Origin of the sequence: Mesorhizobium tianshanense, assembly GCF_007830515.1 — a bacterium.
GTDB lineage: Bacteria > Pseudomonadota > Alphaproteobacteria > Rhizobiales > Rhizobiaceae > Mesorhizobium > Mesorhizobium tianshanense.
In genome coordinates, this window is record NZ_VLKT01000058.1 from 1 (window position 1) to 25,129 (window position 25,129).

General features: G+C 64.0%; 22 protein-coding genes and 1 pseudogene. 10 read left to right on the plus strand and 13 right to left on the minus strand.

Features of this window, described 5'->3' with window-relative positions; all coding sequences use genetic code 11:
* Window positions 1-163, minus strand: a pseudogene (locus IQ26_RS31720) (IS5/IS1182 family transposase); the annotation flags it as partial.
* A 257-nt stretch (window positions 164-420) separates the two neighbouring features.
* Window positions 421-1,389, minus strand: a complete 969-nt coding sequence (gene cbiB, locus IQ26_RS31725) for an adenosylcobinamide-phosphate synthase CbiB (protein WP_145722327.1) — start codon at window positions 1,387-1,389, stop codon at window positions 421-423.
* On the opposite strand from cbiB, the gene cobD reads away from it, so the two are divergent.
* Window positions 1,388-2,425 (plus strand): threonine-phosphate decarboxylase CobD, encoded by a 1,038-nt coding sequence (gene cobD, locus IQ26_RS31730; RefSeq protein WP_145722328.1) that lies wholly within the window; start codon window positions 1,388-1,390, stop codon window positions 2,423-2,425. The genes cbiB and cobD overlap by 2 nt on opposite strands.
* 17 nt (window positions 2,426-2,442) lie before the next feature.
* Window positions 2,443-2,952 (plus strand): tyrosine phosphatase family protein, encoded by a 510-nt coding sequence (locus IQ26_RS31735; protein ID WP_145722329.1) that lies wholly within the window; start codon window positions 2,443-2,445, stop codon window positions 2,950-2,952.
* Window positions 2,953-2,959: 7 nt separating this feature from the next.
* Here IQ26_RS31735 and IQ26_RS31740 read toward each other — a convergent pair whose 3' ends face one another.
* Complete coding sequence (locus tag IQ26_RS31740; protein ID WP_145722330.1) at window positions 2,960-3,763, minus strand: creatininase family protein; 804 nt, start codon at window positions 3,761-3,763, stop codon at window positions 2,960-2,962.
* A gap of 88 nt (window positions 3,764-3,851) precedes the next feature.
* Window positions 3,852-4,235 carry a RidA family protein gene (locus IQ26_RS31745; RefSeq protein ID WP_145722331.1) on the minus strand — a complete coding sequence of 128 codons (384 nt, stop codon included), beginning with the start codon at window positions 4,233-4,235 and terminating at the stop codon, window positions 3,852-3,854.
* A gap of 254 nt (window positions 4,236-4,489) precedes the next feature.
* Here IQ26_RS31745 and IQ26_RS31750 point away from each other — a divergent pair, with 254 nt between their 5' ends.
* From IQ26_RS31750 to IQ26_RS31785, 7 genes are all read left to right on the plus strand, one after another.
* On the plus strand, window positions 4,490-5,494 hold the full coding sequence (locus IQ26_RS31750; RefSeq protein WP_145722332.1) for an ABC transporter substrate-binding protein: 1,005 nt from the start codon (window positions 4,490-4,492) through the stop codon (window positions 5,492-5,494).
* A 9-nt stretch (window positions 5,495-5,503) separates the two neighbouring features.
* Window positions 5,504-6,334: an ABC transporter ATP-binding protein gene (locus tag IQ26_RS31755; protein WP_145722333.1), complete on the plus strand. Its 831-nt coding sequence runs from the start codon at window positions 5,504-5,506 to the stop codon at window positions 6,332-6,334.
* The gene (locus IQ26_RS31760; protein ID WP_145722334.1) at window positions 6,321-7,172 is read left to right on the plus strand and encodes an ABC transporter permease; all 852 of its coding nucleotides are present in this window, start codon (window positions 6,321-6,323) and stop codon (window positions 7,170-7,172) included. Before IQ26_RS31755 ends, IQ26_RS31760 begins: the two co-directional genes overlap by 14 nt.
* A gap of 186 nt (window positions 7,173-7,358) precedes the next feature.
* Window positions 7,359-8,660 carry a cytosine deaminase gene (locus tag IQ26_RS31770; protein WP_145722335.1) on the plus strand — a complete coding sequence of 434 codons (1,302 nt, stop codon included), beginning with the start codon at window positions 7,359-7,361 and terminating at the stop codon, window positions 8,658-8,660.
* Entirely contained in the window at window positions 8,660-10,057 is a 1,398-nt protein-coding gene (locus IQ26_RS31775; protein WP_145722336.1) for an FAD-binding oxidoreductase, read from the plus strand. The genes IQ26_RS31770 and IQ26_RS31775 overlap by 1 nt, the downstream gene beginning before the upstream one ends.
* Complete coding sequence (locus IQ26_RS31780; protein WP_162458128.1) at window positions 10,057-10,638, plus strand: NAD(P)H-dependent oxidoreductase; 582 nt, start codon at window positions 10,057-10,059, stop codon at window positions 10,636-10,638. Before IQ26_RS31775 ends, IQ26_RS31780 begins: the two co-directional genes overlap by 1 nt.
* Window positions 10,638-11,225 (plus strand): NAD(P)H-dependent oxidoreductase, encoded by a 588-nt coding sequence (locus tag IQ26_RS31785; protein ID WP_145722338.1) that lies wholly within the window; start codon window positions 10,638-10,640, stop codon window positions 11,223-11,225. The genes IQ26_RS31780 and IQ26_RS31785 overlap by 1 nt, the downstream gene beginning before the upstream one ends.
* A 43-nt stretch (window positions 11,226-11,268) precedes the next feature.
* On the opposite strand, the gene IQ26_RS31790 is transcribed toward IQ26_RS31785, so the two are convergent.
* Genes IQ26_RS31790 through IQ26_RS31810 form a run of 5 tightly spaced genes read right to left on the minus strand, consistent with a single transcriptional unit; the run spans window position 11,269 to window position 18,865 of the window.
* Window positions 11,269-13,728 (minus strand): GcvT family protein, encoded by a 2,460-nt coding sequence (locus tag IQ26_RS31790; protein ID WP_162458129.1) that lies wholly within the window; start codon window positions 13,726-13,728, stop codon window positions 11,269-11,271.
* Window positions 13,725-14,906, minus strand: coding sequence for a pyridoxal phosphate-dependent aminotransferase (locus tag IQ26_RS31795; RefSeq protein ID WP_145722339.1), 1,182 nt, complete (start codon window positions 14,904-14,906; stop codon window positions 13,725-13,727). Before IQ26_RS31795 ends, IQ26_RS31790 begins: the two co-directional genes overlap by 4 nt.
* A complete protein-coding gene (locus IQ26_RS31800) occupies window positions 14,906-15,805 on the minus strand; it encodes a homocysteine S-methyltransferase family protein (protein WP_145722340.1) in 900 nt (299 codons plus the stop codon). The genes IQ26_RS31795 and IQ26_RS31800 overlap by 1 nt, the downstream gene beginning before the upstream one ends.
* Window positions 15,802-18,255, minus strand: a complete 2,454-nt coding sequence (locus tag IQ26_RS31805; RefSeq protein ID WP_145722341.1) for a GcvT family protein — start codon at window positions 18,253-18,255, stop codon at window positions 15,802-15,804. The genes IQ26_RS31800 and IQ26_RS31805 overlap by 4 nt, the downstream gene beginning before the upstream one ends.
* A gap of 16 nt (window positions 18,256-18,271) precedes the next feature.
* Window positions 18,272-18,865, minus strand: coding sequence for a helix-turn-helix domain-containing protein (locus IQ26_RS31810; protein ID WP_145722342.1), 594 nt, complete (start codon window positions 18,863-18,865; stop codon window positions 18,272-18,274).
* Window positions 18,866-19,179: 314 nt separating this feature from the next.
* On the opposite strand from IQ26_RS31810, the gene IQ26_RS31815 reads away from it, so the two are divergent.
* A complete protein-coding gene (locus tag IQ26_RS31815; protein ID WP_145722343.1) occupies window positions 19,180-19,884 on the plus strand; it encodes a nitroreductase in 705 nt (234 codons plus the stop codon).
* A 30-nt stretch (window positions 19,885-19,914) separates the two neighbouring features.
* On the opposite strand, the gene IQ26_RS31820 is transcribed toward IQ26_RS31815, so the two are convergent.
* From IQ26_RS31820 to IQ26_RS31835, 4 genes are all read right to left on the minus strand, one after another.
* On the minus strand, window positions 19,915-20,502 hold the full coding sequence (locus tag IQ26_RS31820) for a sarcosine oxidase subunit gamma (RefSeq protein WP_145722344.1): 588 nt from the start codon (window positions 20,500-20,502) through the stop codon (window positions 19,915-19,917).
* Entirely contained in the window at window positions 20,495-23,503 is a 3,009-nt protein-coding gene (locus IQ26_RS31825) for a sarcosine oxidase subunit alpha (protein ID WP_145722345.1), read from the minus strand. Before IQ26_RS31825 ends, IQ26_RS31820 begins: the two co-directional genes overlap by 8 nt.
* The gene (locus IQ26_RS31830; protein ID WP_145722346.1) at window positions 23,500-23,796 is read right to left on the minus strand and encodes a sarcosine oxidase subunit delta; all 297 of its coding nucleotides are present in this window, start codon (window positions 23,794-23,796) and stop codon (window positions 23,500-23,502) included. The genes IQ26_RS31825 and IQ26_RS31830 overlap by 4 nt, the downstream gene beginning before the upstream one ends.
* Window positions 23,797-23,864: 68 nt before the next feature.
* Complete coding sequence (locus IQ26_RS31835; RefSeq protein WP_145722347.1) at window positions 23,865-25,124, minus strand: sarcosine oxidase subunit beta; 1,260 nt, start codon at window positions 25,122-25,124, stop codon at window positions 23,865-23,867.
* Window positions 25,125-25,129 lie beyond the last annotated feature (5 nt).

Here is a 25,129-nt window from a genome sequence, read left to right on the forward strand (position 1 = left end):
CGGAGCCGTCCGAATAGACGGCGCCGAAACGCTCCTCCAGCACCGGCCAGTCGATCGCCTGCGCCAGCCGCACCAGCTCGTGCTTCATGTTGATGATCTGATCGAGCCTGGAGCGGAACAGATCCTGCTCTCCCGTCTCGCGCTTCTCGCGTGGCTTGGACATTCGCCGTCCCCTCGATTCGCCGCCGCCGAACCGAGTGAATCACGCTCCGCAGCACAAGGGAATCGCAAAACCAAATTGCAGGAAAACAGCGCTCATAAACCGCCAATCCTGCAATTCCAAAGCCGCTATCCGCCTCAATCAACATGCCAGATCAATGGCTTGCGGATAGTTCACGGTCGACTGGCGAGGCCGCAGATTCAGGCGCAAAGGAAGTCCGTGTTACTTGGTAAGTGGGATTTTTGCGACCATACGGACGTTCACACCAAGATAACGATCACCGACAGCAAGCCGAACAGCGCGATCAGCAGAAAGTCGGCGACGCGGTAGAGTTTCAGCGCCCGCCTGATATCGGCGCTTTCCGCTTCGCGGCGACCGCCTTCGCCCATGAAAGCATCATCGACCATGACGCCGTCATAGGAGCGCGGCCCGGCGAGCGCCAGGCCGAGCGCGCCGGCCATCGCTGCCTCGGGCCAGCCGGCATTGGGCGAACGGTGCTTCTTCGCGTCGCGCCGCATGATGTGCCAGGCGTTGCCGGCATCGGCGTCTTTGACGAGGAAGGCGGCCAGCACGATGAGCAGCGCGGTCAGCCGCGACGCCGGCAGGTTGATCAGATCGTCGAAGCGCGCCGCCGCCCGACCGAAGGCCTCGTGGCGCGGGGTGCGGTGGCCGATCATCGAATCGGCTGTGTTGGCGGCCTTGTAGGCGACGCCGCCGGCCAGCCCGCCGACGCCGATCCAGAAGACGGGCGCAACGACGCCGTCGGAAAAATTCTCGGCCAGGCTTTCGATCGCCGCGCGGCAGACCCCAGGCCTGTCGAGCTTCTTCGGATCGCGGCCGACGATCCGTGAGACGGCAACACGACCGATGCTGAGTCCACCATTGTCGAGTCCGTCGGCCACCGCCTCGACATGCTCGGCCAGGCTCTTCTGCGACAGCAGCGACGTCGCCAGAATCGCCGTGAGGATCAATCCGGCGGGAATGCCCGAAAGCATGGTGTCCACCGCGAAAGCGATGGTGGCCGGCACCAGCACGATGATCAGCAGGGCATCAACGCCGCGCCGACGACGGACAGCGTCGGAATCAGTGGCGCGGTTGAGCCTGCGGTCGAGAAAGGATATCAGGCTGCCGAACCAGGTGACGGGATGGCCGATAGCGCCAAACAGCCAGGCTGGGTAGCCAACAGCGAGTTCAACGACCAGTGACAGGAAAGCGATCAGGATTGACATGAAGCTTCTTGATGGCGCGGCGGCAATGGTGGATCACGGCGGAAGCCTTGGCCGGGCGAGAGGGCTTTTCCCCCATGCGCCACAACCCTTCGTCGACCTCTCGACCGGTATCAATCCGCACTCCTACCCTTTTTTCGAGCTGCCCGCCACCGCTCTGTCAAGATTGCCGGAAGCCGCGCGGGTCCGTGATCTGGCTGATGTCGCGGCGAGCGTCTATGGCGCGCCTTCAGCGGCGAATGTGGCGGCGGCGCCCGGCACGCAGATCTTGCTGCCGTGCGTCGCCTCGCTGGCGAGCCCCGGCAAGGCGTTGGTGCTCGGGCCGACCTATGCCGAACATCAGCGGGCAGCGGCGATCGCCGGCCATGCGGTGACGGAGGTCGACGATTTCGAGGTTTTGGCAGGAGCCGACCTCGCCATCGTCGTCAACCCCAACAATCCAGACGGGCGTATTGTCGGGCGCGAGAGGCTGCTTGAGCTTGCCGGAAAATTGCACGCCAGAGGCGGGTTGCTGGTCGTTGACGAGGCCTTCATGGATGTTGGCCCGCTTGGCGAAAGCCTTGCCGGCGTCGTCGACCGGGGCGGCATCGTCGTGCTGCGTTCCTTCGGCAAGTTCTTTGGGCTGGCCGGCCTGCGGCTTGGCTTTGCAATAGCCGACGCGCTGACGGTCGAACGGCTGGAGGCGCAATTCGGGCCGTGGGCGGTCGCCGGACCGGCACTGGAATATGGTATCCGCGCGCTTGGCGATACCGGCTGGCAGGTCGAGATGCGGCGCCGTCTCGCCGGGGATACGGCGCGGCTCGATGCGCTATTCGGTCGCTTCGGTGTGGCTGTCGCCGGCGGCACCACGCTGTTCCGCTATATCAGGCTGGCAGACGCCGCCGGGCTGTTTTCGGCGCTCGGCGAGCGTGGCATCCTGCTTCGTCATTTTTCCGGCCGGCCGGATGTGCTGCGCGCCGGGCTGCCGGGCGAGGGCGAGGAATGGCAGCGGCTCGAATCGGCTCTTGCCGACTGGGCGCAGCAGCGCGACGGCTATTAGATCGAGGAGATCAAGCAATGATCCATGTCTGTTCGCTGTCGAAGGTCGAGGAAACGGTTGCGAGAACCGGCGCGGAGCGGCTGCTTTCCCTGCTGGCCGCCGGCACCGAGGTGACGCGCCCGGTGTCTATCGCCCGGGAAAACCATCTGCATCTGGTCATGCACGACATTGCCGTGGCGCAGGAGGGCATGACCATGCCGGGCGAGACGCATGTCCGCAACCTGCTCGATTTCGCGCGGCAATGGGATCGTGCAAGGCCGCTGATCGTGCATTGCTATGCCGGCATCAGCCGTTCGACGGCCTCGGCCTACATCATTGCGGCCGCACTGGCGCCGAAGCGTGACGAGGTCGAGTTGGCCGAGACGCTGCGCGCGCTGTCGCCGACGGCGACACCCAATCCGCGACTGATTGCTGTTGCCGATGCACTGCTTGACCGCAATGGCCGCATGACCCGCGCGATCCAGGCGATCGGGCGCGGAGCGGACGCCTTCGAGGGCACGCCTTTCGCGCTGAAGATCGACGCTTGACAAGAGTCTAGGCCAGCCAGTCGGCCAGCTTCGCCTTGCGCACATCCTTCAACAGGCTGATGAAACCGTCGGCCTGATGCTCAGCCGTCAGCCTGCCCTTTTCGGCCGTTGCAATACTGGCATCGCCGACCACGCCGTTCGGGTTGAGGTCGGTGGCGATCCAGGCGAAGGCGTGTGTCCCGGTGTGGCGCAGCAGCGCAAATTCGTTTTCGGCGCGGGCGACGTTGGACACGAAATTGTCGGCCTTTGCCATGTCGACCAGATCCGGCCGGAAATGCAGCATCAACGAGGTCTCGACATCGCCGCCATGGATGCCCTGGCGGTCCTCAAGCTCGGTATACATGCCGGCCGGCCGGCCAAAGCGCTGCCAACTGGTCTTGACCGCCAGCATCTTTGCGCGCACCCGCAATTCGCGCGTGACGATGCCCATGATCTCCTCGTTGCCGCCATGCGAGTTGACGACGATCAGTTTCCTCAACCCGGCGCGCGCGATCGACAGGCCAAGCTCGGTCCACGCCTCGATCAGGGTTGCCGCCGGCAGGGTGAGGGTTCCCGGCGCATGCAGGTGCTCGTTCGACTTGCCCACGGCCTGTACCGGCAGGATGCGGATGTCGAGATCGTGGGGCAGGCGGGCGATCACCGTCTCCAGCATGCCGTTCATGATCGAGGTGTCGGTCGAGACCGGCAGATGCGGGCCGTGCTGTTCGATCGCCGCCACCGGCAGCACGGCGATCGTCGCCTCCGGATCGATGGTAGCGTATTCGGTGGTCCGATAGTCGCCCCACCACACGCGTTTGTCTGCAACGGTCATGTCATGCCTTTTCGATAGAGTGGCCTTTTCGATAGAGTGGCCTCTTCGATGCATGGCCAGACCTAGCGCGGGAAGGCTCGCCTGTCGATCACCCCGCCGCGACGACCTCGATCTCGACCTTGAATTCCGGCCGCGCGAAACCGGACACGATCATCAGCGTCGAGGCGGGTGCCGGGCTGGTGAACAGGCGGTCGCGAACGTCCATATAGGGCCGCAGGAAGGCGCGGTCGGTGACATAGGCGTTGATGCGGACGATGTCGGAGAGCCCAAGCCCGGCCTCGCCGAGAATCACGGCGATATTCGTGAAGCAGAGTTCGGCCTGCGCGCCGGCATCGTCCGGGATCTGATCGTCCGCGGTGATGGCAACCTGGCCCGAACACAGCACCAGCCTCTTGCCGGGCGGTACCTCGACGCCATGGCTGTAGCGGGCGAAAGGCGGCTTGATCGACTTCGGCGTGAGGAATTTGAACATGAAAATCTCCAGTCTGCCGTCAGCGTAAGGCTGGATTGGGTAAGCCTTCAAGTTGCAGTGCATGTTATCAGGGCGATTATGGACAGGCGTTCAAAAAATAGGCACGATGCCTTCGGTACAGCATGACCCGCCCGGCTTTCGCATGCGGCTCTTGCGCAAGCGGCGGGGCGCGGCGGTGGCATGTGTCTTGCTTCTAGAATCGATGGTGTCGAGCCCGGGGCGTGGCGCGCCGGAGCCAACAAAGGGTGGTGTGGATGGACGGAAGATTTAAGATCTCGGCGAGCGCGATCATGCTGCTTGCCGCAAGCACATTTGGTGCGGCAGCGAACGAAAAAGTCACCTTCGGCACCAACTGGCTCGCCCAGGCCGAGCACGGCGGCTACTATCAGGCCGTGGCGGACGGTACCTATGCGGCGTGCGGCATCGACGTGACGATCATGCAGGGCGGCCCGCAGGTTAGCGGCCGGCCGCTGCTGCTCGCCGGCAAGATCGACTTCTACATGGGCGGCAACATGCTGCAGGCCTTCGACGCCGTCCAGCAGGACATTCCGCTGCGCGTGGTCGCCGCCTCGTTCCAGAAAGAGCCGCAGGTGATCATGGCTCATCCAGGTCAGGGGCTCGACAGATGGGAGGATTTGAAGAACGCGGATCAGTACATCATCGGTGACGAAGGGGCACAGAGCTTCTTCCAGTGGATGATCACCGAGTTCGGCTTCGATCCGGCCAAGCGCGTGCCCTACACCTTCAACCCCGCACCTTTCATCGCCAATCCGAAGTCGATCCAGCAAGGCTACGTGACCTCGGAGCCTTATGCGGTCGCCAAGGAAGGCGGCTTTCAGCCCAATTTGTTCCTGCTCGCCGACTATGGCTTCGATACCTATGCGACGACGATCGAGACCATGCAGGCCACGATCGACAAGCGGCCGGAAGTGGTTCAGTGCTTCGTCGATGGCTCGGCCAAGGGCTGGTACAACTATCTCTACGGCGACAATGCTGCCGCCAACGCGGCGATCAAGAAGGACAACCCCGACATCAGCGACGAGCAAATCGCGTTTTCGATCGAGCAGATGAAGAAATTCGGCATCGTCGATTCCGGCGATACCGAAAAGCTCGGCATCGGCGCGATGACCGACGCGCGCATCCAAAGCTTCTACGACAAGATGGTCAAGGCCAAGGTCGTGCCGGCTGACGTCGACATCAAGAAGTCCTACACGCTGGCCTTCGTCAACAAGGGCGTCGGGATCGACCTGAAGAAATAGCACCCGGGCATGATGCAGGAGAAAGTGGCGCAAGCGCCGGCAAGCGCATCGGGCAAAGGTCCGATGCTGTTGGCGCTGCGCGGGGTCGGCAAGGTCTTTTCCAATGGCGTGACAGCGCTCAGCGACGTCGACCTGACGATCAGAGAAGGCGATTTCCTCAGCCTTCTCGGCCCGTCCGGCTGCGGCAAGTCGACCGCCTTGCGCCTCATCGCCGGTCTGGCGACGCCGACCTCCGGCCTGCTCGACTGGCGCGGCAGCAGCGCCCTCGACCGCCCTGACATCGGCTTCGTCTTCCAGGAACCGACGCTGCTGCCTTGGGCCGATGTCTTCGACAATGTCTGGCTGCCGCTGCGATTGAAGGGCGTGTCGCGGTCCAAGGCTGCGCCGGCGGTGATGGAGATGCTGGCGCGGGTTCACCTGACCGGCTTCGAGAATGCCGTGCCGCGCGAGCTGTCCGGCGGCATGAAGATGCGCGTCTCGATCGCCCGCGCCATGGTGACCAAGCCGCGCGTTCTGTTGATGGACGAGCCGTTCGCGGCGCTCGACGAGATCACCCGTTTCAAGCTCAATAACGATCTTCTCGAATTGTGGCAGGACGAGCGTTTCACCGTCGTCTTCGTTACCCACAGCGTCTTCGAAAGCGTCTTCCTCTCCAACCGCGTCGTCGTCATGGCGGCGCGACCAGGCCGGGTGTTCAGGGAACTTGCCGTCGATGCGCCCTATCCGCGCAACGAGACCTTCCGCACCTCGCCCGATTATGCCGCGCTCTGCCGCCAGGCGTCCGATGTGCTGATCGGCGCCATCAACTCAACTGCTGGGCCACACCATGACGGCCATTGAAGAACACGCACCGATACTCGACCCCGAAGAGGCGCGTCGTGTACGCCAGGAGCGGCTCGAACGGATCGGCCGATGGGTGCTGCCGCTGGCGATCATGATCCTGGCCATCTGGCTGTGGGACCGCATCTGCGTCTGGAACGACATCCCGAAATATATCCTGCCGCGCCCCGGTGTGGTGCTGAAGACGCTCTTCGACGATGCCGGGCTGCTGTTCTCCTCGCTGTTGGTGACGCTCAAGATCACCTTCCTCAGCCTGCTTCTCGCGGTCATCGGCGGGGTCGGGCTGGCGGTGCTGTTCGCGCAATCGAAATGGGTGGAGATGTCGTTCTTCCCGTTTGCCATCGTTCTGCAGGTGACGCCGATCGTCGCGATCTTCCCGCTGATCAACATCTATGTCGACGACCAGACGACGAAGCTTCTGCTGTGCGCCTGGATCGTCGCCTTCTTCCCGATCCTCTCCAACACCACGCTTGGTCTCAATTCCGTCGACCGCAATCTGCGCGACATGTTCAAGCTGAACGGCGCGACCCGCTGGCAGCAATTGCGTTATCTCAGGCTGCCGGCGGCAATGCCCTATTTCCTCGGGGGCTTGAAGATCGCCGGCGGCCTGTCGCTGATCGGCGCGGTGGTGGCGGAGTTCGTCGCCGGAGCCACCGGCCAGTCGTCCGGCCTTGCCTCGCGCATCATCGAGGCCGGCTACCGGCTCAACGCACCGCGGCTGTTCGCGGCGCTGATCCTGATCTCGTTCACCGGCATTCTGATCTTCCTGGTGCTGTCGCTGATTTCGCATCTGATCCTGCGGCGCTGGCACGAAAGCGCCCTGAAGCAGGAGCGGTAGGATGCGTGAAATGTCTGCGCGAAGCACCCCCCTCTGTCCTGCCGGACATCTCCCCCTCAAGGGGGGAGATTGGATGTCATTTCGGATTTCGCCAACCACAGAAGTTGCAAGACGTGCGCCACGGGTGAAGCTGCCGATCTCCCCCCTTGAGGGGGAGATGCCCGGCAGGGCAGAGGGGGGTGCGGCTTGATACCAGCCTCTGGCCCTTATCATCTTGCCAACGTCCGTGTTCATCAGTCGCTCACGTCCGACCTTGCCGCGGCGTATGACAGCGATGGCTTTGCGCTCGCCGACATCGCCGTCGCCGACGTCAAGATTTCCAGCATCGTGGCGCATCGCCAGTCCAACACGCCGGCAGGTGCCGTCGACCTTGGCGGGCGCATCGTCATGCCGTGCTTCGTCGACTGCCACACCCATATCGACAAGGGCCATATCTGGCCTCGAAACCCAAATCCCGACGGCACGTTCATGGGCGCGTTGAACGCAACCGGCGCCGACCGGGCCGCACGCTGGAGCGCCGACGACGTCGCCCGCCGCATGGATTTTTCACTGCGCTCCGCCTACGCGCACGGCACCAGGGCTTTGCGCACCCATCTCGACAGCGTCGCGCCGCAGGAAGAGATCTCCTGGCCGGTGTTCGAGACGATGCGGGAGAAATGGCGTGGCCGCATCGAACTGCAGGCCGCCTGCCTGCTCGGCGTCGAAGGCGTGCGCGACACGAAATGGTTCGAGAGGCTGGCCAAACGCGTGGCTGCGGCCAAGGGCGTGCTCGGCGTGGTCACCTACATGGTGCCGGACCTGGAAGAGCTTCTCGATCAAGTGTTCGCGCAGGCGATCAAGCACGGTCTCGACCTCGATTTCCATGCCGACGAGACCGACGCCGTTTCCGCGATCTCGCTGAAGAAGATCGCCGAGGCGGCCCTGTGGAACGGTTTTGACGGGAACATCCTCGTCGGCCACTGCTGCTCGCTGGCGCGCCAGCCCGATCTCGACGCGCTCGACACGCTGGACAAGGTGGCAAAGGCGGGGCTTGCCGTGGTGTCGCTGCCGATGTGCAATCTCTATCTGCAGGACCGTCGCGGCGACGGCACAACGCCGCGCTGGCGCGGCGTGACGCTGCTGCACGAGATGAAGGCGCGCGGCATCCCGGTGGCCGTCGCTTCCGACAACACCCGCGACCCGTTCTACGCCTATGGCGACCTCGACATGCTGGAGGTCTATCGCATGGCAACGCGCATCCTGCATTTCGATCACCCGGTCGGCGACTGGCCGCAAGCGGTGACGTCCACGCCAGCCAAGGTGATGCGGCTCGACGGTTTCGGCACGCTTGCCGCCGGCGGTGCTGCCGATTTCATCGTCTTCAAAGGCCGGAACTGGACGGAATTGCTGTCGCGGCCCGAATCGGATCGCATCGTCGTGCGCGAGGGTCGCGCCATCGAGCGCCAATTGCCCGACTATGCCGAACTCGACGAGCTGATGGTGAAGTAATGGATATTGCGGCGCTCAAGCGCGACCTCGACGGTTTGAAGATCGACGATCATCCGGCGATCGTCCAGCAGAAGAGCCGTGACTTCTACTGGTACAGCCCGGTGCTGAAGCAACAGCTCGACCATGTGACCGGCGACCTGATCGTCACGCCGAAGACGGAAGACGAGGTGATCCGCGTGCTTGCCGCTTGCCACCGGCACGGCATTCCGGTGACGCCGCGCGGCAGCGGCACCGGCAATTACGGGCAGGCGATGCCTCTGTCCGGCGGCGTCGTGCTCAATCTCGCCGAGATGAACGCGGTCAAGACGATCGCGCCCGGCCGCGTCGTGACCGGTCCGGGTGCCGTGCTTGCCGACATCGACAGAGCGGCACGTGCGCATTCCGGCCAGGAGCTACGGATGTCGCCATCGACCTACAACACGGCATCGATCGGTGGCTTTGTCGCCGGCGGATCGGGCGGCGTCGGCTCGATCCGCTGGGGCGGGCTGCGCGACCTCGGCAATGTCATCAGGCTCAGGACCGTGACGATGGAGGCGGAGCCTCGCATCATGGACCTTACCGGCGAGGAGGTGCTGAAGGTGATGCATGCCTACGGCACCAACGGCATCATCACCGAGGTCGAGATGCCGCTGACCGCGGCTTACGACTGGATCGATGTCATCGTCGGCTTCGATGATTTCATGGATGCAGCCGGCTTCGGCAACGATCTCGCCATCCAGGACGGCATTCTGGCGAAACTGATCACGCCGATCGCAGCACCGATTCCCTATGACTATTTCAAGCGCCACCAGAGATTCTTCAGGCGCGAGCAGAGCATTGTCGTCTGCATGATCGCGCCGCATGCGATGGACGCCTTTGTCGCCCTCACCGCACGCAGCAAGGGCGAGATCGTCTTCCGCGCCGACAAGGAGGCCGATCTCAAGGGCCTGCCGCCGGCCTATGAGCTGACCTGGAACCACACCACGCTGCGCGCCATCAGGGTCGATCCCAATATCACCTATCTGCAGACCCGCTATCCCTCGCCGGATCATCTGGCTCACGTCAAGGCGATGATCGACCGCTTCGGCGAAGAAGTGCCGGTGCATCTCGAATTCATCCGCTTCGATGGCGCGATCGGTGTGGCCGGACTGCCGCTGGTCCGCTTCACCACGGCCGAACGGTTGGACGAGATCATCCGCATCCATGAGGACAATGGCTGCTGGGTCTTCAACCCGCACCGCTACACGCTGGAAGAGGGCGGCATGAAGCAGACGGATGAGGTGCAGCTCGCCTTCAAGCGCGAGACCGATCCGCAAGGGCTGCTCAATCCCGGCAAGATGATCGCCTGGGAGAACCCGGATTACGACTATCGCTCGGGCAAGTCGTTCCTGTTCAAGGGGTTGCAGAAGGCGGGGTGATGAATATCCTCGTTCTCTACGCCCATCCGGTCGAGACCAGCTTCAATGCCGGTCTGCACCGGACGATCGTCGAGCGGCTGACAGCCGCCGGCCACGTGGTCGACGACTGTGATCTCTATGCCGAGAATTTCGATCCGCGGCTGACGCGGGCCGAACGGCTCGGCTATCACGATGCGCGCGGCGCCGATGATCCGGCCGCTCCTTATGTCGAGAGGCTGCAAAAGGCCGACGCGCTGGTGCTGTCGTTTCCGGTGTGGAACTTCGGCTATCCTGCGATCCTGAAAGGCTTTTTCGACCGCGTCTTCCTGCCCGGGGTGTCGTTCAAGCTGGTCAACGGCAAGGTGCAGCCGTCGCTGCACAACATTCGCAAGCTGGCGGCGGTGGCCACCTATGGCGGCAGCCGGTTCCGCGCCATGCTGATGGGCGACCCGCCGCGCAAGCTGGTCAACCGTGTGTTGCGCGCCACCATCAAGCCTGGCGCCTCCGTGTCCTACCTCGCGCATTATTCGATGAACCTGTCGACCGACGAAACGCGGAAGAGATTCGTGGCGAAGGTCGCCGCCAGCATGGATGCATTCTGATGCTGGTCCTGGTGGTTTACTGCCATCCGGTCCCGGAAAGCTTTTGCGCCTCGATCCGAGACTGTGCCATCGAGGTGCTTAAGGCGAGGGGCTGGGAGGTGCGGCTGCTCGACCTCTATGCCGAAAATTTTAATCCGGTGATGAGCTGCGAAGAGCGGCGTTCCTACAATGAGCACGCTCCGCAGGACCCGGAGCTCAAGCCGCACATCGTCCACCTCGACTGGGCCCAGGCAATCCTCTTCATCTATCCGACATGGTGGTACGGACTGCCGGCGATGCTGAAAGGCTGGCTCGACCGGGTGTGGGCGACGGATGTCGCCTTCAAGCTGCCGGCGGGCAAGGGACGGATCCAGTCGCTGATGAGGCATGTGACGAAGATAGGGGTGATCACGACCTGCGGCGCACCGACCTGGTGGAGCGTCGTCGTCGGCCAACCGGGACGCAAGACAAACCTGCGCGGCATGCGAGCGCTCTGCTCCACCCGCTGCAGGACGTTCTTTCTGGCGCACTACCTGATGGATTCCTCCACGCCGAAGACGAGGGCGGCGTTTCTCGCGAAAGTGCGGGCGAAACTGGAGCGGTTTTGAGCCGGCGGAAATTCCCTTCTCCCAGGGGAGAAGGGAAGGTGCCCTACATTCTCACCCGTTCCGCCTTCGCGTCGTACATCGGCTTCAGCGATGCCTCGGCGGCGAAGCGCTCGCCGGCGATCTCGATCTCGTAGGACGACGCCAGCACGTCCGCCTCGCTTTCACCCTGGCACGGCACGTAGCCAAGGCCGACGGCGCTGCCCAGGTGATGGCCATAGTTGCCCGATGTGACCGGGCCGACGATCTTGCCGTCGCGCAGGATCGCCTCATTGTGAAAGAGCAGCGGCTCCGGGTCTTTCAGGCGGAATTGCACCAGCCGCCGGTTCAATCCGGTTTCTTTTTTCCTCAGCACGGCATCGCGGCCGAGAAAATCGCCCTTCGCGGTCTTCACCGCGAAACCAAGGCCGGCTTCCAGCACATTGTCCTCGTCGGTGATGTCGTGGCCGAAATGCCGGAAGGCCTTTTCGATCCGGCAGGAATCCAGCGTGTGCAGGCCGCAGAGTTTTAGGCCGACATCGGCGCCGGCATCCTCGATCGCCTCGAAGACGTGTGCCGCCTGCTCAGTCGAGACATAAAGCTCCCAGCCGAGTTCGCCGACATAGGTGACGCGGTGGGCGCGAGCCAGCCCCATGCCGATTTCTATCTCCTGGAACGTGCCGAATGGGTTGGCCTCGTTGGAGAAATCGTTGGGGCTCAGCTTTTGAATCAGCTTTCTCGAATCCGGACCCATGAGGCAGAGCACGGCTTCGGCAGCGGTGACATCGGTGATGACGACGAACTCGTCGGCAAGGTGCTTGCGCAGCCAGGCCAGATCGCGCTGCAGCGTCGCGCCGGGCACGACGAGAAAGTAGGCCGTTTCAGACAGCCGCGAGACGGTGAGGTCGCTCTCGATGCCACCGCGCTGGTTGAGCATCTGGGTGTAGACGCTCTTGCCCGGCGCGACATCCATGTCGTTTGCGCAAAGCTTCTGCAGGAAGGCACAGGCGTCGCGGCCTTCGACACGGATCTTGCCGAACGAGGTCATGTCGAACAGGCCGACGCCGCTCCTGACCGCCAGATGTTCGTCGCGCTGGTTGTCGAACCAGTTCTGCCGCTTCCACGAATAGCGGTACTCGCGTTCCTGGCCCTCGCGGGCGAACCAGTTGGCGCGCTCCCAGCCGGCGACCTCGCCGAAGACCGCGCCGCGTGCCTTCAGATGGTCGTGGAGAGGCGAGCGCCTTATGTTCCGCGAGGTCGCCATCTGGCGGTACGGAAAATGGTCGGCATAGAGCAGGCCGAGCGTTTCGGAGACGCGCTCCTTGAGATAGCGGCGGTTCTTCTGGAAGGGCTGCGCGCGGCGGATATCAACCTCCCAAAGGTCGAAGGGCGCTTCGCCGTCGTTGATCCATTGCGCCAATGCCATGCCGGCGCCGCCGGAGGAGACGATGCCGATGGAGTTGTAGCCGGTCGCCATCCAATAGCCGGAAAGCTCCGGTGCCTCGCCGAGATAATAGCGGTCGTCGGGAGTAAAACTCTCGGGACCGTTGAAGAAAGTGTGGATGCCGGCGCTGGCCAGCATCGGCATGCGGTTGACGCCCATTTCGAGGATCGGCTCGAAATGCTCGAAATCCTCCGGCAACTGGTCGAAGCAGAAATCCTCGCGGATACCGTCCATGCCCCAGGGTTTTGCTACCGGCTCGAAGGCGCCGAGCATCATCTTGCCGGCGTCTTCCTTGTAGTAGGCGCACTCGTCCGGCACGCGCAGCACCGGTAGCCGGGAAAGGCCGGGGATCGGCTCGGTGACGAGATAGAAATGCTCGCAGGCGTGCAGTGGGATGGTGACGCCATTCTGGCGGCCGAGCTCGCGCGCCCACATGCCGGCGCAGTTGATGACGATGTCGGCCTCGATCATGCCTTGCTCGTCGCCTTGCGCCCAAGACACGCCGGTGACGCGGCCATCCCTGGTATGGACCTTGGTGACCTTCACATTCTCGGCGATCGTCGCACCGCGCTGGCGGGCACCCTTGGCCAGCGCCATGGCGATATTGGCCGGGTCGCACTGGCCGTCGAGCGGCAGATGCACGGCGCCGACCACATCGGAAATGTTGAGATGCGGGTACATCTCCTTGACTTCCCCAGGTGAAATCTCGCGCACGTCGACATCGAATGCGCGGGCGAGAGACGCCTGCCTGTAGATCTCGTGCTTGCGCTCCTCGGTCAACGCCACGGTGATCGAGCCGACCTGCCGCATGCCGGTGCCGACATCGGTCTCGGCTTCCAGCTTGACGTAGAGGTCGGCCGAATATTTCGCCAGCCGCGTCATGTTCTGCGAACCGCGCAACTGGCCGATGAGGCCGGCGGCATGCCATGTCGTGCCCGATGTCAGCTGCTTGCGTTCGAGCAGAACGATGTCGGTCCAGCCGAGCCTGGCCAGGTGATAGGCGACCGAGCAGCCGGAGACGCCGCCACCGATGATGACGGCCCTTGCCTTGTCGGGAATGGTCTTTTGGGGCAGGGCGCTCATGCCGCCTCACGGCGATAGGTGGAAGCAAAGCGGCGCAGGCGAAGGGCTGCTTCCAGAAGTACCGCCTCGGGCTGGCAGAGGCTAACGCGGATGTGGCCGGCGGCGGCCTCGCCGAAGCTCGAGCCAGGCATCACGCCGACCTTTTCCTTGTCGAGGAGCGCCCAGGCGAATTTCTCGTCGTCCGGCTCGAGGGCCGATATGTCGAGCATGACATACATGCCGCCTTCGGAGCCGCGCACGGTGACGTTGTCCATGCCGCGCATGGCATCGACGACGACGGTGCGCCTTGCGGCATAGCGCTCGGCGATTGCCTTGACGCCGTAACCGTTTTCGAGCGCCTCGGCGCAAGCGATGCTGATGAAAGCCGGCAGGCCGTAGGTCGTCACCAGATTGAGATTGGTCAGCAGCGAGATCATCTCTTCGGGCCCGGTCAGCCAGCCCATGCGCCAGCCGGTCATGCCGTGGCTCTTGGACATCGAATTGATGACCAGTGTGCGTTCCGCCATGCCGGGCAGCGCGCGCGGCGAGATGTGCTCGCCGCCGCCCAGCGTCCAATAGACCTCGTCCGACAGCAGCCAGAGGTCATGCTCCCGGCAGATATGCGCCAGTTCTTCCAGACGCTGGCGCGAATAGACGGCACCCGTCGGGTTGTTGGGGGTGTTGATGAGGATGGCGCGCGTGTTCGGCCGAAGCGCTGCGCGAATGTCGGCGGCCCGCGGCTGAAAACCATCCTCGGCGGGTGTCTCGACCACGGTGAAATCGGCGCCGGCCGCGCTGAACGTGTTGGGATAGGTCGCGTAGTAGGGCGCGACCACGATGGCATGGTCGCCCTGGTCGAGAACGGCTTGCACCGCCGCGTACAGCGCTGCCTGTCCGCCTGGCGTGGCGATGACCTGGTCGGGGTTGGTCGCAACGCCGGAGCACGCGGTCGAGGCCGCCGCCATTGCCTTGCGCAGGCGCGGAAGGCCGGGAAGAGGGGTGTAGTGGTGGTTGCTGGCGCGAACCGCCGTCACACAGGCTTCGATCGTCTGCGCCGGCGTGTCGAAATCATGGTCGCCGACCGACAGGACGATGATGTCCTCGCCGGCCTCCTTGCGTGTCCAGGCCGCGAAATGAACCTCCCAGCCATCCTTGCCGGAAGGCACGATGCCGGAAATGCGCGATGATGGTCTGGGCATTATGCTACTCCCGAAATTTCGTAGCCGGCCTGTTCGAGACGGTCGCGCAGGGCGGCGATATGGGGCGGTCCGACTTCGCAGCAGCCGCCGACGATGTCGGCGCCGGCATCGACCCAGCCGACCGCCTGCTCGGCATATGCATCCGGATCGAGGTCGTGGCGGGCGTGCAGCACGTCCACGGTGCCGCCATGTGTGAGCGCCTCAATCGAGGTGAAGCCGTTGGCATAGGCGCCGACCGGGCTGCCGAGATCGATCAGTTCGGGGAGCGCCGCAGCAATCGCTTCGGGCCGGCAGCAATTGATCAGCCGTGCCGCCACCGGCAGGCCGTCGAGAGCGCTCGCCGCTGCCGCAATGGCTTCGCCGCTGCGCAGCCGTGGCGCGCCGTGATCGGCGAGCGTCCACGACACCCACACCGGCTTGCCGCTTTCCGATGCCGCGGTGACAGCCGCGCGCGCCTCCTCGGCCGACGCCATGGTCTCGCACAGGAACAGGTCGACGCCGTCAGCCTGCTCGGCAACGATGCGGCGGTAGATGTCGAGCGTATCCTGGAAGGATATCGTCAGTGCCGGCGCATAGCTGCCGAACAAAGGAGACAGGCAGCCGGCGACCGCCGCGTCGCCGGCGTGGTCGCGAGCTTGCCGTGCCAGTTCTATGCCGCGTTTTTGCAGCGGCTTGAACAGCTCTTCCGCGCCCTCCCGCGCCAGCCGCTCGGGCGTTGCGGAATAGGTGTTTATGGTGATGACGCGGGCGCCGGCCCGGATGAATTCCGCATGCAGGTCGCGCACCAGATCAGGCTCGTCGATCAGCACCCTGGCCGACCACAGCGGCGTCGGCTCGGAGCTGCTGCGGCGTACCAGCTCCTGGCCCATGCCGCCGTCTGTGAGGATAACGGACTTCATGCGCGCAACCTTTCGTTCTTCGGATCCCACAGCGGCTCGTCCTTCTGCACGACCGCCTTGAAGCGCTCGCCGAAGATCTCGACCTCGACCGCGGTTCCCGGTTCGGTCAGGTCGGCGTGCAGCATGCCGAGCGCGATCGACTTGTCGATGCGATGGCCCCAGCCGCCGGATGTCGTCTCGCCGACGATCTTGCCGTCATGCCACAGCGTCGACATGTAAGGGGCATCACAGTCTCCGGGGCTCTCGACGACCAGCGTGACGAATCGCTTCTTCATGCCCTGCTGCTTCTCGTTTTGCAGCGCCGCTTTACCGCGGAAGTCAGGCTTGTCCCATTTGACGAAACGCTCCAGCCCACCCTGCAGGATCGAATAGTCGGTCGACAGGTCGCCCTTCCAGGCGCGGTAGCCTTTTTCGAGCCTGAGCGAATCCAGCGCGTACATGCCGAACGGTTTCAGGCCATGCTTCTGGCCGGCCGCCCAGACGGCGTCGAAGATCGCGGCGGTATCATCGACCTTGGTGTGGATTTCCCAGCCGAGCTCGCCCGCGAAGGACACGCGCACCAGCTTTGCCCAACGGCCGGCGATTGCCGTCTCCTGGTGCGTCAGCCAGGGCAGAGCGAGGTCGGCGGCGCAGACATCGGCGAGGATTTTTCGCGAATTGGGTCCGGCGAGGATCTGCGTGGCGTATTCCTCCGTCCGGTCGATCAGCTTGAACGTCGCATCCCTGGGCATGCGCGATTTCAGCCACTCGAAATCATGCCACTGCGCTATCGCCGCGGTGATCAGCGTCATCAGGTTCTCGTCGTGGCGCACGACCGACATTTCGGTGACGATGCGGCCCTTGTCGTCGGCGAAATAGACGAGGCCGATGCGGCCGGGTTTTGGCACCAGCCCGGTGACCTGTCGGCTCAACCATTCGGCGGCGCCAGGGCCGTCGAGGTTGAAACGGCTGAAACCGGGCAGGTCGAGAATGCCGGCGGTATCGCGCACGGCGAGGCACTCTTCGCGGACGCGATGCTGCCACGGCCCGTCGCGGCGGAAGGTCAGCGTCGCGGATTCCGAAACATCGTCGCCGGCCTGCGCATACCAGGTGGCGCGCTCCCAGCCATTATAGGCGTCGAAGCAGGCGCCGAGCGCCTTGACGCGATCGTGGATCGGCGACAGCTTGCGGTCGCGCCCAGCCGGCCAGGCATGGCGCGGGAACTGGATGGCGTATTCGTTGCCGTATATCTCCATGCCCTTGGCGACGCAGTAATCCGGGGCCGAGGCAAAGCTGGTGAAGCGGCGCGGATCGCAGGACCACATGTCCCATTCGGTCTGGCCCTCAGTCACCCATTCGGCCAGCACCTTGCCGGCGCCGCCGCCCTGGGCGATGCCGAAGGTGAAGACGCAGGCCTCGAAGGCATTGGGCACGCCCGGCATCGGCCCGATCAGCGGGTTGCCGTCCGGCGCGTAGGGGATCGGTCCGTTGATGACCTTGGACAATCCGGCGGTGCCGAGGATCGGCACGCGGGCGACGGCGTCGGCCAGATAGTCCTCCAGCCGGACGAGATCGTCGGGGAACAGCTGGAACGAATAGTCATCGGGCATCGGATCGTTGTGACCGACCCAATGCGCGCGGCAATTGCGCTCGTAGGGGCCGAGATTCATGCCGTTCTTTTCCTGGCGCAGATAGTAGGAGGTGTCGACGTCGCGCAGCAGCGGCAGCTTCCTACCCTGTTCTTTCGACCATGCGGCCAGTTCGGGGATTTCCTCGAACAGGATATATTGATGGCTCATCACCATCATCGGCACGTCGCGGCCGAACATCTTGCCGACTTCGGCTGCGCGGTAGCCGGCGGCGTTGACGACGATTTCGCAGCGGATCTCGCCTTGCTCGGTCTCGACCACCCACTCATCTTTTTCGCGGCGCACGCCGGTGACCGGACAGAAGCGGATGATCTTCGTACCCATGTCGCGGGCGCCCTTGGCCAAAGCCTGGGTCAACTGCGCCGGGTCGATGTCGCCGTCACTCGGATCGTAGAGCGCGCCCTTCAGCTCATGCGTTTCGATGAACGGGTAGCGGCGCTTGATCTCGTCGAGGCCGACCACATCGATGTCCATGCCCTGGTAGCGGCCCATGCCCTTGGCGCGCTGGAACTCCTGCATGCGCTCCGTTGTGTGGGCGAGCCTGAGCGAGCCGGTGACGTGGTAGTTCATGGGATAGTCGACTTCGTCGGCCAGTCCGCGATAGAGCTCGGTCGAATAGCGCTGCATGTTCATCAGCGACCATGACGAAGAGAAGGTCGGCACGTTGCCGGCCGCATGCCAGGTTGAGCCGGACGTTAGCTCGTTCTTTTCCAGAAGCACGCAATCGGTCCAGCCCGCCTTGGCGAGATGATAGAGCGAGGAGGCGCCGACGACACCGCCTCCTATGATCACCACGCGTGCCGTGGTCGGCAAACCGGCCATGTTCTTCTCCAAACCTCTAGTAAACAGGCGGCGAAACCACCCAGATCACCACCGCCGGCTCCGCTCCAGGATTGCGCCAGCGGAACGGCTTGCCGTCGAAGCGAAAGGAGTCGCCTTCGCCAAGCTGGTGCCAGACCCCTGATATCTCGATGTCGAAGCTGCCGGAGGCGACATATCCGGCTTCCTCCGTCGGCCGGCGCGCTTCGGTCTTCAGCTCCGCACCCGGTGCGAAGACCGAACGCAGCATCTCGAAACTACCGCCGAGGTCGGGCGACAGAAGCTCCTCCACCAGGCCGGAATCGCTTGTGCCAAGTATGCGGCGGCTGCCGGCGCGCACCACCACGCCGCGCTCTTTCTCGACGGGCACATCGTGGCTGAAGAACAGGCTGACTGGCACGCCGAACAATTCAGCGAAGGCCCTGAGATCACTGAGCGATGGTATCGACAGGCCGCGCTCGACCTGGCTGACCCAGCCGACGGACCGGCCGAGCTTCAGGCCAATCTCGACAAGCGTCAGCCCGCGCGCCCTGCGCAGCGCCCTGATGTCGCCGGCCAGCAGCCGTTCGCGGTTTTCCTGCTCGGATCTGACGGCGGTTGAGGGCAAAGCCATTTCTCTTGATGAAGAATTTCTCTTGGTGAAAAATTCCCCTTTGTGAAAAATTCGGGGCAAATTTCATGAGAGGTCAAGCTCGTGAAAAAATCAAGAGCATTTTCATAGGACCACAAGATTTGCTTGCGCCACTCTCACGGTTCGGGCAAAGGCTCGGCCACGAACGGCGAGTGAGGGACGTCCGGTCGAGACTCACGATAGAGCGCCGCGCGTCCAATTGGACGCGCAAAGGACACTCTATCATTTTCTAGACTGCGCATGATCCTTTCCGGAAACCGATTCCGGTTTCCGGGGCCATGCGCTAAGGACGACCCATGCTGGAAAACAACACCCGGATCGCCAAGGATGCGGCGATCGTCGACGAGGCGATCACATCGCGCCGTTCGGTGCGCGCCTTCCTGTCCGACATGGTCGACGACGAGACGATCCGCGCCATTCTCGCCGTGGCGGCTCGGGCGCCTTCGGGCACCAACATGCAGCCCTGGCGGGTCTACGTCACCAAAGGCGAGGTCAAGCAGCGGATCACCGACGCTATCCTCAATTCCGGCATCCGCGCCGAAAAGGCCGATTGGGACGAGTATCGCTACTATCCAGACCAGTTCTTCGAACCCTATCTCACCCGGCGGCGGGCCAACGGCTTCGGCCTCTACAGTGCGCTCGGTATCGGCCGGCGTGAGGTGGACAGGATGCGCGCGCAGCACGACCGCAACTTCGTCTTCTTCGACGCCCCGGTCGGCATGATTTTCACCGTCGACCGGCGGCTCAACAAGGGCTCGTGGATCGACTACGGCATGTTCCTGCAGAACATCATGGTGGCGGCGCGGGGCAGGGGCCTGCACACCTGTCCGCAGGCGGCGTTCGCGCCTTATCACCGGCAAATCAGGCCAGTGCTCAACATTCCCGACGAGGAGATCGTCGTCTGCGGCATGGCGCTCGGTTACGAGGATACGTCCAAGCCGGAAAACGAGTTCCGCACCGATCGCGCGCCGCTGGAAGAGTGGGTGACGTTCGCCAAGTGAGGAAGTGAGGTGACGACCGGCCGCCTCGGTCTACTGCACTTCGTAGCCGACTTCTTCGCTGGCGTGACAGAGCGCCTTCCAGAACGACCGCGCAAACGAGCGGAACACATAGATGTCGAACTGGTCGGCGCCGGTTCGCTGGATCTGCGCGAAGACGTCATGGTGCATGGTCGAGCGGCCTGTACCGATCGGGAAGGCCGGCAGCGCGAAGTCGATGGCGAAAAATTTTGCCAGCACCCATTCGGCCTTCGGTCCATGGATGCGAATCGCGGTGCGGCCATGCGACAGGTCGGTCAGCGTGCCGATGGCCGGGGTGACGACACCGGCAAACGCCGCCGCCAAGCCCTCGGCCTCGTCGACCACGGTGAATTTTCCAGGCGCAAAGCCGAACACGGACCGCACCCCATCGGTGCTGCCGGCGCCGGCTCCATCGGGTAGAGCCAGGCCGGTAACGGTGCGGATACCGGCGATCAACTTCTTCTCCTGGCCCGGCCAGGCAGAGAGCTGCAGGATCGATCCCGGCCTGGTTTCGGAGAGGATGACATCGACGCCGTGTTCGAAGTCGCCGTGCGAGCCGGTGCGCAATTCCAGCTCAAGCGGTGATTGGCGCTCAACCATGCATGCGGCTCCCGTCCGGATCGAAGAAGTGATTGGAGACGATCTCGACCGGACCGAACCGGTTGCGCAGGGGATCGGAGATATGGGCGCGCGTGCCACGCCGGGCCTTGCCGTCCTTGACCAAAGCGAGCGCGATGTATTTGCCGAGCGCCGGCGAATAGCAGCAAGCGGTGATGTGACCGATGGAATCGTGCGGGTTGGCTTCGTCAAGCGTCTCGACGATGTGAGCGCCGCCGTTGAGCGGCCGGTTGTCCAGCGAAATCAAGCCGACGAGTTCCAGGCGGTCGGGCGCGATCAGGCCCTCGCGATCCATCATCGCCGAACCGATGAAGGGCTTTTTCTTGGACAGCATCCAGTCGAGATGAAGGTCGCGTGCCGTGGTGCGGCCGTCGATCTCGGCGCCGGTGACGTGGCCCTTCTCGATGCGCATCGTGCCCAGCGCCTCAAGCCCGTAAGTCACCAATCCGAACGGCTTGCCGGCTTCGATCAACGCTTCCCAGACATGGGTCCCGTACCCGGCGCCAGAGTAAACTTCGAAGGCCATTTCGCCGGAGAAGGACAGCCGGCAGATCATCACCGGCACGCCTGATATCTTGCCGCGCACGATACCCATGAAGGGCAGGGTGGCGTTATCGACGGCAGTGCCGGTGACACAAGCGGCAAGAATTGCCCTGGCCTTCGGCCCGCCGATCGCCGCACCCGCCCATTCGTCGGTCACCGAGGTGACATGGACCTTCAGCTCCGGCCAGATGACATCGAGGAAATATTCCACATGCTGCATCACCTTGCCGGCATTGGCCGTGGTGGTGGTCATCAGAAAGTCCTGTTCGCCGAGCCGCCACGTCGTGCCGTCGTCGAAGGCGAGGCCGTCCTCGCGCAGCATCAGCCCGTAGCGGGCCTTGCCGACGGCCAGCGTCGAGAACATGTTGGTGTAGACCCGGTCGAGGAATTCCGCCGCGTCCGGACCCTGCACGGCGATCTTGCCCAGTGTCGAGACATCGACGATGCCGGCGCTCTCTCTGGTTGCTTTGGCTTCGCGCACATAGGCCTGCTCGACCGTTTCGCCTGAAAGCCCGTAGATCATCGGGCGATACCAGAGGCCGGCAGAGTACATGGTCGCGCCGTTGGCGATGTGCCAGTCATGCATCGGCGTCAACCGCTCTGGCTTCAGGTCGCCGAAACGCTCCGCGGCCAGCGAGCCGATCGACACCGCTGAAAAAGGTGGGCGAAAGCGTGTCGTGCCGACCTCGGGTATCGGCTTGCCCAAAGCCTCGGCCATGATGGCGAGGCCGGGTATGTTGGAGCTTTTGCCCTGGTCGGTCGCCATGCCGAGCGTGGTGTAGCGCTTCAGGTGCTCGACCGAGACGAAGCCTTCGCGATGCGCCAGCCGAACATCGTCCGCCGTCACGTCGTGCTGGAAATCGACGAAGCTCTTTCCATTAGCCCTGATCTCGAAGACCGGCGCCGGATCAGGATCGCCGGGTGCTGCTTCGACAACCGGCAAGGCCGCCGGCGTGCCCGTTCCGCCCGCCGCGGCAAGACCGGCGGCGCGGCCTTCGGCGATTGCCTCGGCGGTGGAAAAGCTGCCAGTGAAGGCGCCGGCGCCAATCCATTGCTGTGTTGACCATCTCTGCGTCGGCTTCGGCGGCAGGAAGGCCTGTCTGGCGGCATTCCACTCCGCCTTGGCGCCGGCCTGGCTGGCCAGATGGATGGTCGGCGACCAGCCTCCCGACATTAGCAGGCAGTCGGCTTGAATGCTGCGCGCGTCGCCGACAAGCGCGCCATTGGTCATGTCGAAGCGCTGCACCTTGATGCCGGACAGTGCCTTGCCGCCTTCGGTGGCGACCACGGCGTGACCGGAAAGGCTCTTGGCCTCTGCTTCATCGGCGAGCTTGCGCATCTCGCTCGAAAGCTCCGGCCGTACGTCGACGATGGCGACGATCGCCGCCCCGGCCTTCTTCAGCGCAAGGGCAGAGCGATAGGCGCTGTCATTGTTGGTGAAGAGCGCGATCCTGTTGCCTGGCAGCACGCCATACTCATTGGCATAGCGCTCGGCCGCATGCGCCAGCATCGCCCCCGGCCGGTCGTTGCCCGGAAACACCAGCGGCCGCTCGAAAGAGCCAGTGGCCAGCACCACCGATTTGGCGCGGATTGCCCAGTAGCGATGGCGCGGTTCGCCCTTGCCGGGCCTCTCCTTGTGATCGGTAACCCTCTCGGTCGCGGCGAGCGTGTTGCCGTCGTAATAGCCCCAGACCGTGGTGCGCGGCAGCAGACGGACGTTGTCATGGCCTTCGAGCTGGCCGGCGGTTCGCGCTGCCCAGTCCGCCCCGGGCATGCCGTCGATCGTCTCGCCCGACCATTTGGCCGAGCCGCCGAAATGCGGTTCGAGCTCGCTGAGGATGACACGGGCGCCCTGATCGGCGGCGGCTTTGGCGGCCATCAGCCCGGCCGGGCCGGAGCCGACCACCAGCACATCGCAGAAAGCGTTCATGCGCTCATAGCGCGCCGTGTCGGCAGCGATCCCGGCGCGGCCAAGACCGGCGGCGCGGCGGATGAAATGCTCGCAGAACATCCAGAAACGCGTGCCCTTCAGCGGGCCGAGCGCGGGTCCCATGAAGGTCTTGTAATAGAAGCCGGCGGACAGAAGCTTGCCGCCGAGCTGGTTGGCGGCGCTGACATCCCAGGACAGCGATGGAAAGCGGTTCTGGCTGACGGCGGTCAGCCCGTCATAGATCTCAACCATGGTTGCGGCAATGTTGGGCTCGCGAACCTCGCCCCGCAGCACCGTCACCAGGGCGTTCGGCTCCTCGACGCCTGATGTCAGCACGCCGCGCGGGCGGTGATATTTGAACGAGCGCCCGAACAGGGTGACGCCATTGGCCAGCAGCGCCGAGGCGAGCGTGTCGCCGGCATGGCCGGTATAGGGCGCGCCGTCGAAGGTGAACCGAATGGTTCGCAGCCGGTCGATCCGGCCGCCGGTATCGATGCGGCGCGGGCTCACGACTTGCCCTCCGCCTTGTGGCGCATGGCGGCTTTGTGGTCGCCGCGCGCGAAGGCGACGCTGGAGATCTCGTGTGTCAGCGTGTTGCGCACGACCCTGAGATGGGCGCGACAACCGCCGGAATGCTGCCAGATCTCGTTGTGGTCACCAGCCGGGTTCAGCCTGTCGTAAACATAGGCGTTCCAGGCGTCGAGGTCCTGCGAGGCGAGTTGAGGGCGCTGGCGGTTGCCGTCGCCCTGATAGTTGAACTCGATGACGTCGCGCGGGCCGCAATAGGGGCAGGTGATCAGCATGGGATTGTGTCTTTTTGTTTGACCATGATCTTGTCCGAAAACCGGTTTCCACTTTTAGGGATCATGGTCTAATGCAGCCGCGGCGTCGCGCCCTGGCCCTTGTCGTCGATCACCAGGCCGCGATGGAAGCGATCGAGCGTGAAGGGCGCGTTGAAGTCGTGCGGTTCGTCCTTGGCGATGGTCCAGGCAAAGCACCAGCCGGAGGCCGGCGTCGCCTTGAAGCCGCCGTAGCACCAGCCGCAGTTGAGATACATGCCCGGCAGCGGACCGGTGGTGATGATCGGCGAACCGTCCATCGACATGTCGCAGAGGCCGCCCCATGAACGCAGCATGCGGACGCGGGCGAGACCTGGAAACAGCGCCAGCATCTCGCTCATCACCTCGTCGACAATAGGCAAACTGCCGCGCTGGGCGTAGCTGTTGTAGCCGTCGAGGTCGCCGCCATAGACGAGGCCCCCCTTATCCGATTGCGACATGTAGAAATGGCCCATGCCGAAGGTGAGGACGGTATCGACGAACGGCTTCAGCGATTCCGTCACGAAGGCCTGCAGCACATGGCTCTCGATCGGCATCGTCCCGATGTCGGCAAGCTGCATGACGCGTCCGGTGCTGCCGGCCACCGCGACCGCCACCTTCTTGGCGCGGATCTCGCCGCGCGAAGTCGACACGCCGGTGACACGGTCGCCATCGCGCAGGAAGCCGGTAACCTCGCAATTCTCGATGATGTCGACGCCGCGACGGTCGGCGCCGCGCGCATAGCCCCAGGCAACGGCATCGTGACGGGCGGTGCCGGCGCGCGGCTGCATAAGCCCGCCGATGATCGGGAAGCGCGCCGTGCCCGATACGTCCAGCGCCGGTATCAGACGTGCGATCTCAGCAGTGGTCATCAGTTCGGCGTCGACGCCGAGATGGCGCATGGCGTTGCCGCGCCGCGCAAAATCGTCGAGCTGGGCAGGCGTGTGCGCCAGGTTCAGGCAGCCGCGCTGCGAGAACATGACGTTGTAGTTGAGGTCGTGCGAAAGGTTCTCCCACAGCTTCATCGAATGTTCGTAGAAGCGCGTGTTGGCAGGCAGCAGGTAGTTGGAGCGGACAGCCGTCGTGTTGCGGCCGACATTGCCGGATCCGAGCCAGCCCTTCTCCAGCACCGCGACATTGGTGATGCCGTGCTCCTTGGCGAGATAATAGGCCGTTGATAGGCCATGGCCGCCACCGCCGATGACGATCACGTCATAGGACGCCTTCGGGTCCGGCTTGCGCCAGGCCGGCTTCCAGTCCCTGTTGCCGGTCAGCGCGTTTTTGAGAAGCGAAAAGGCCGAATATTCCGCCATTCTTT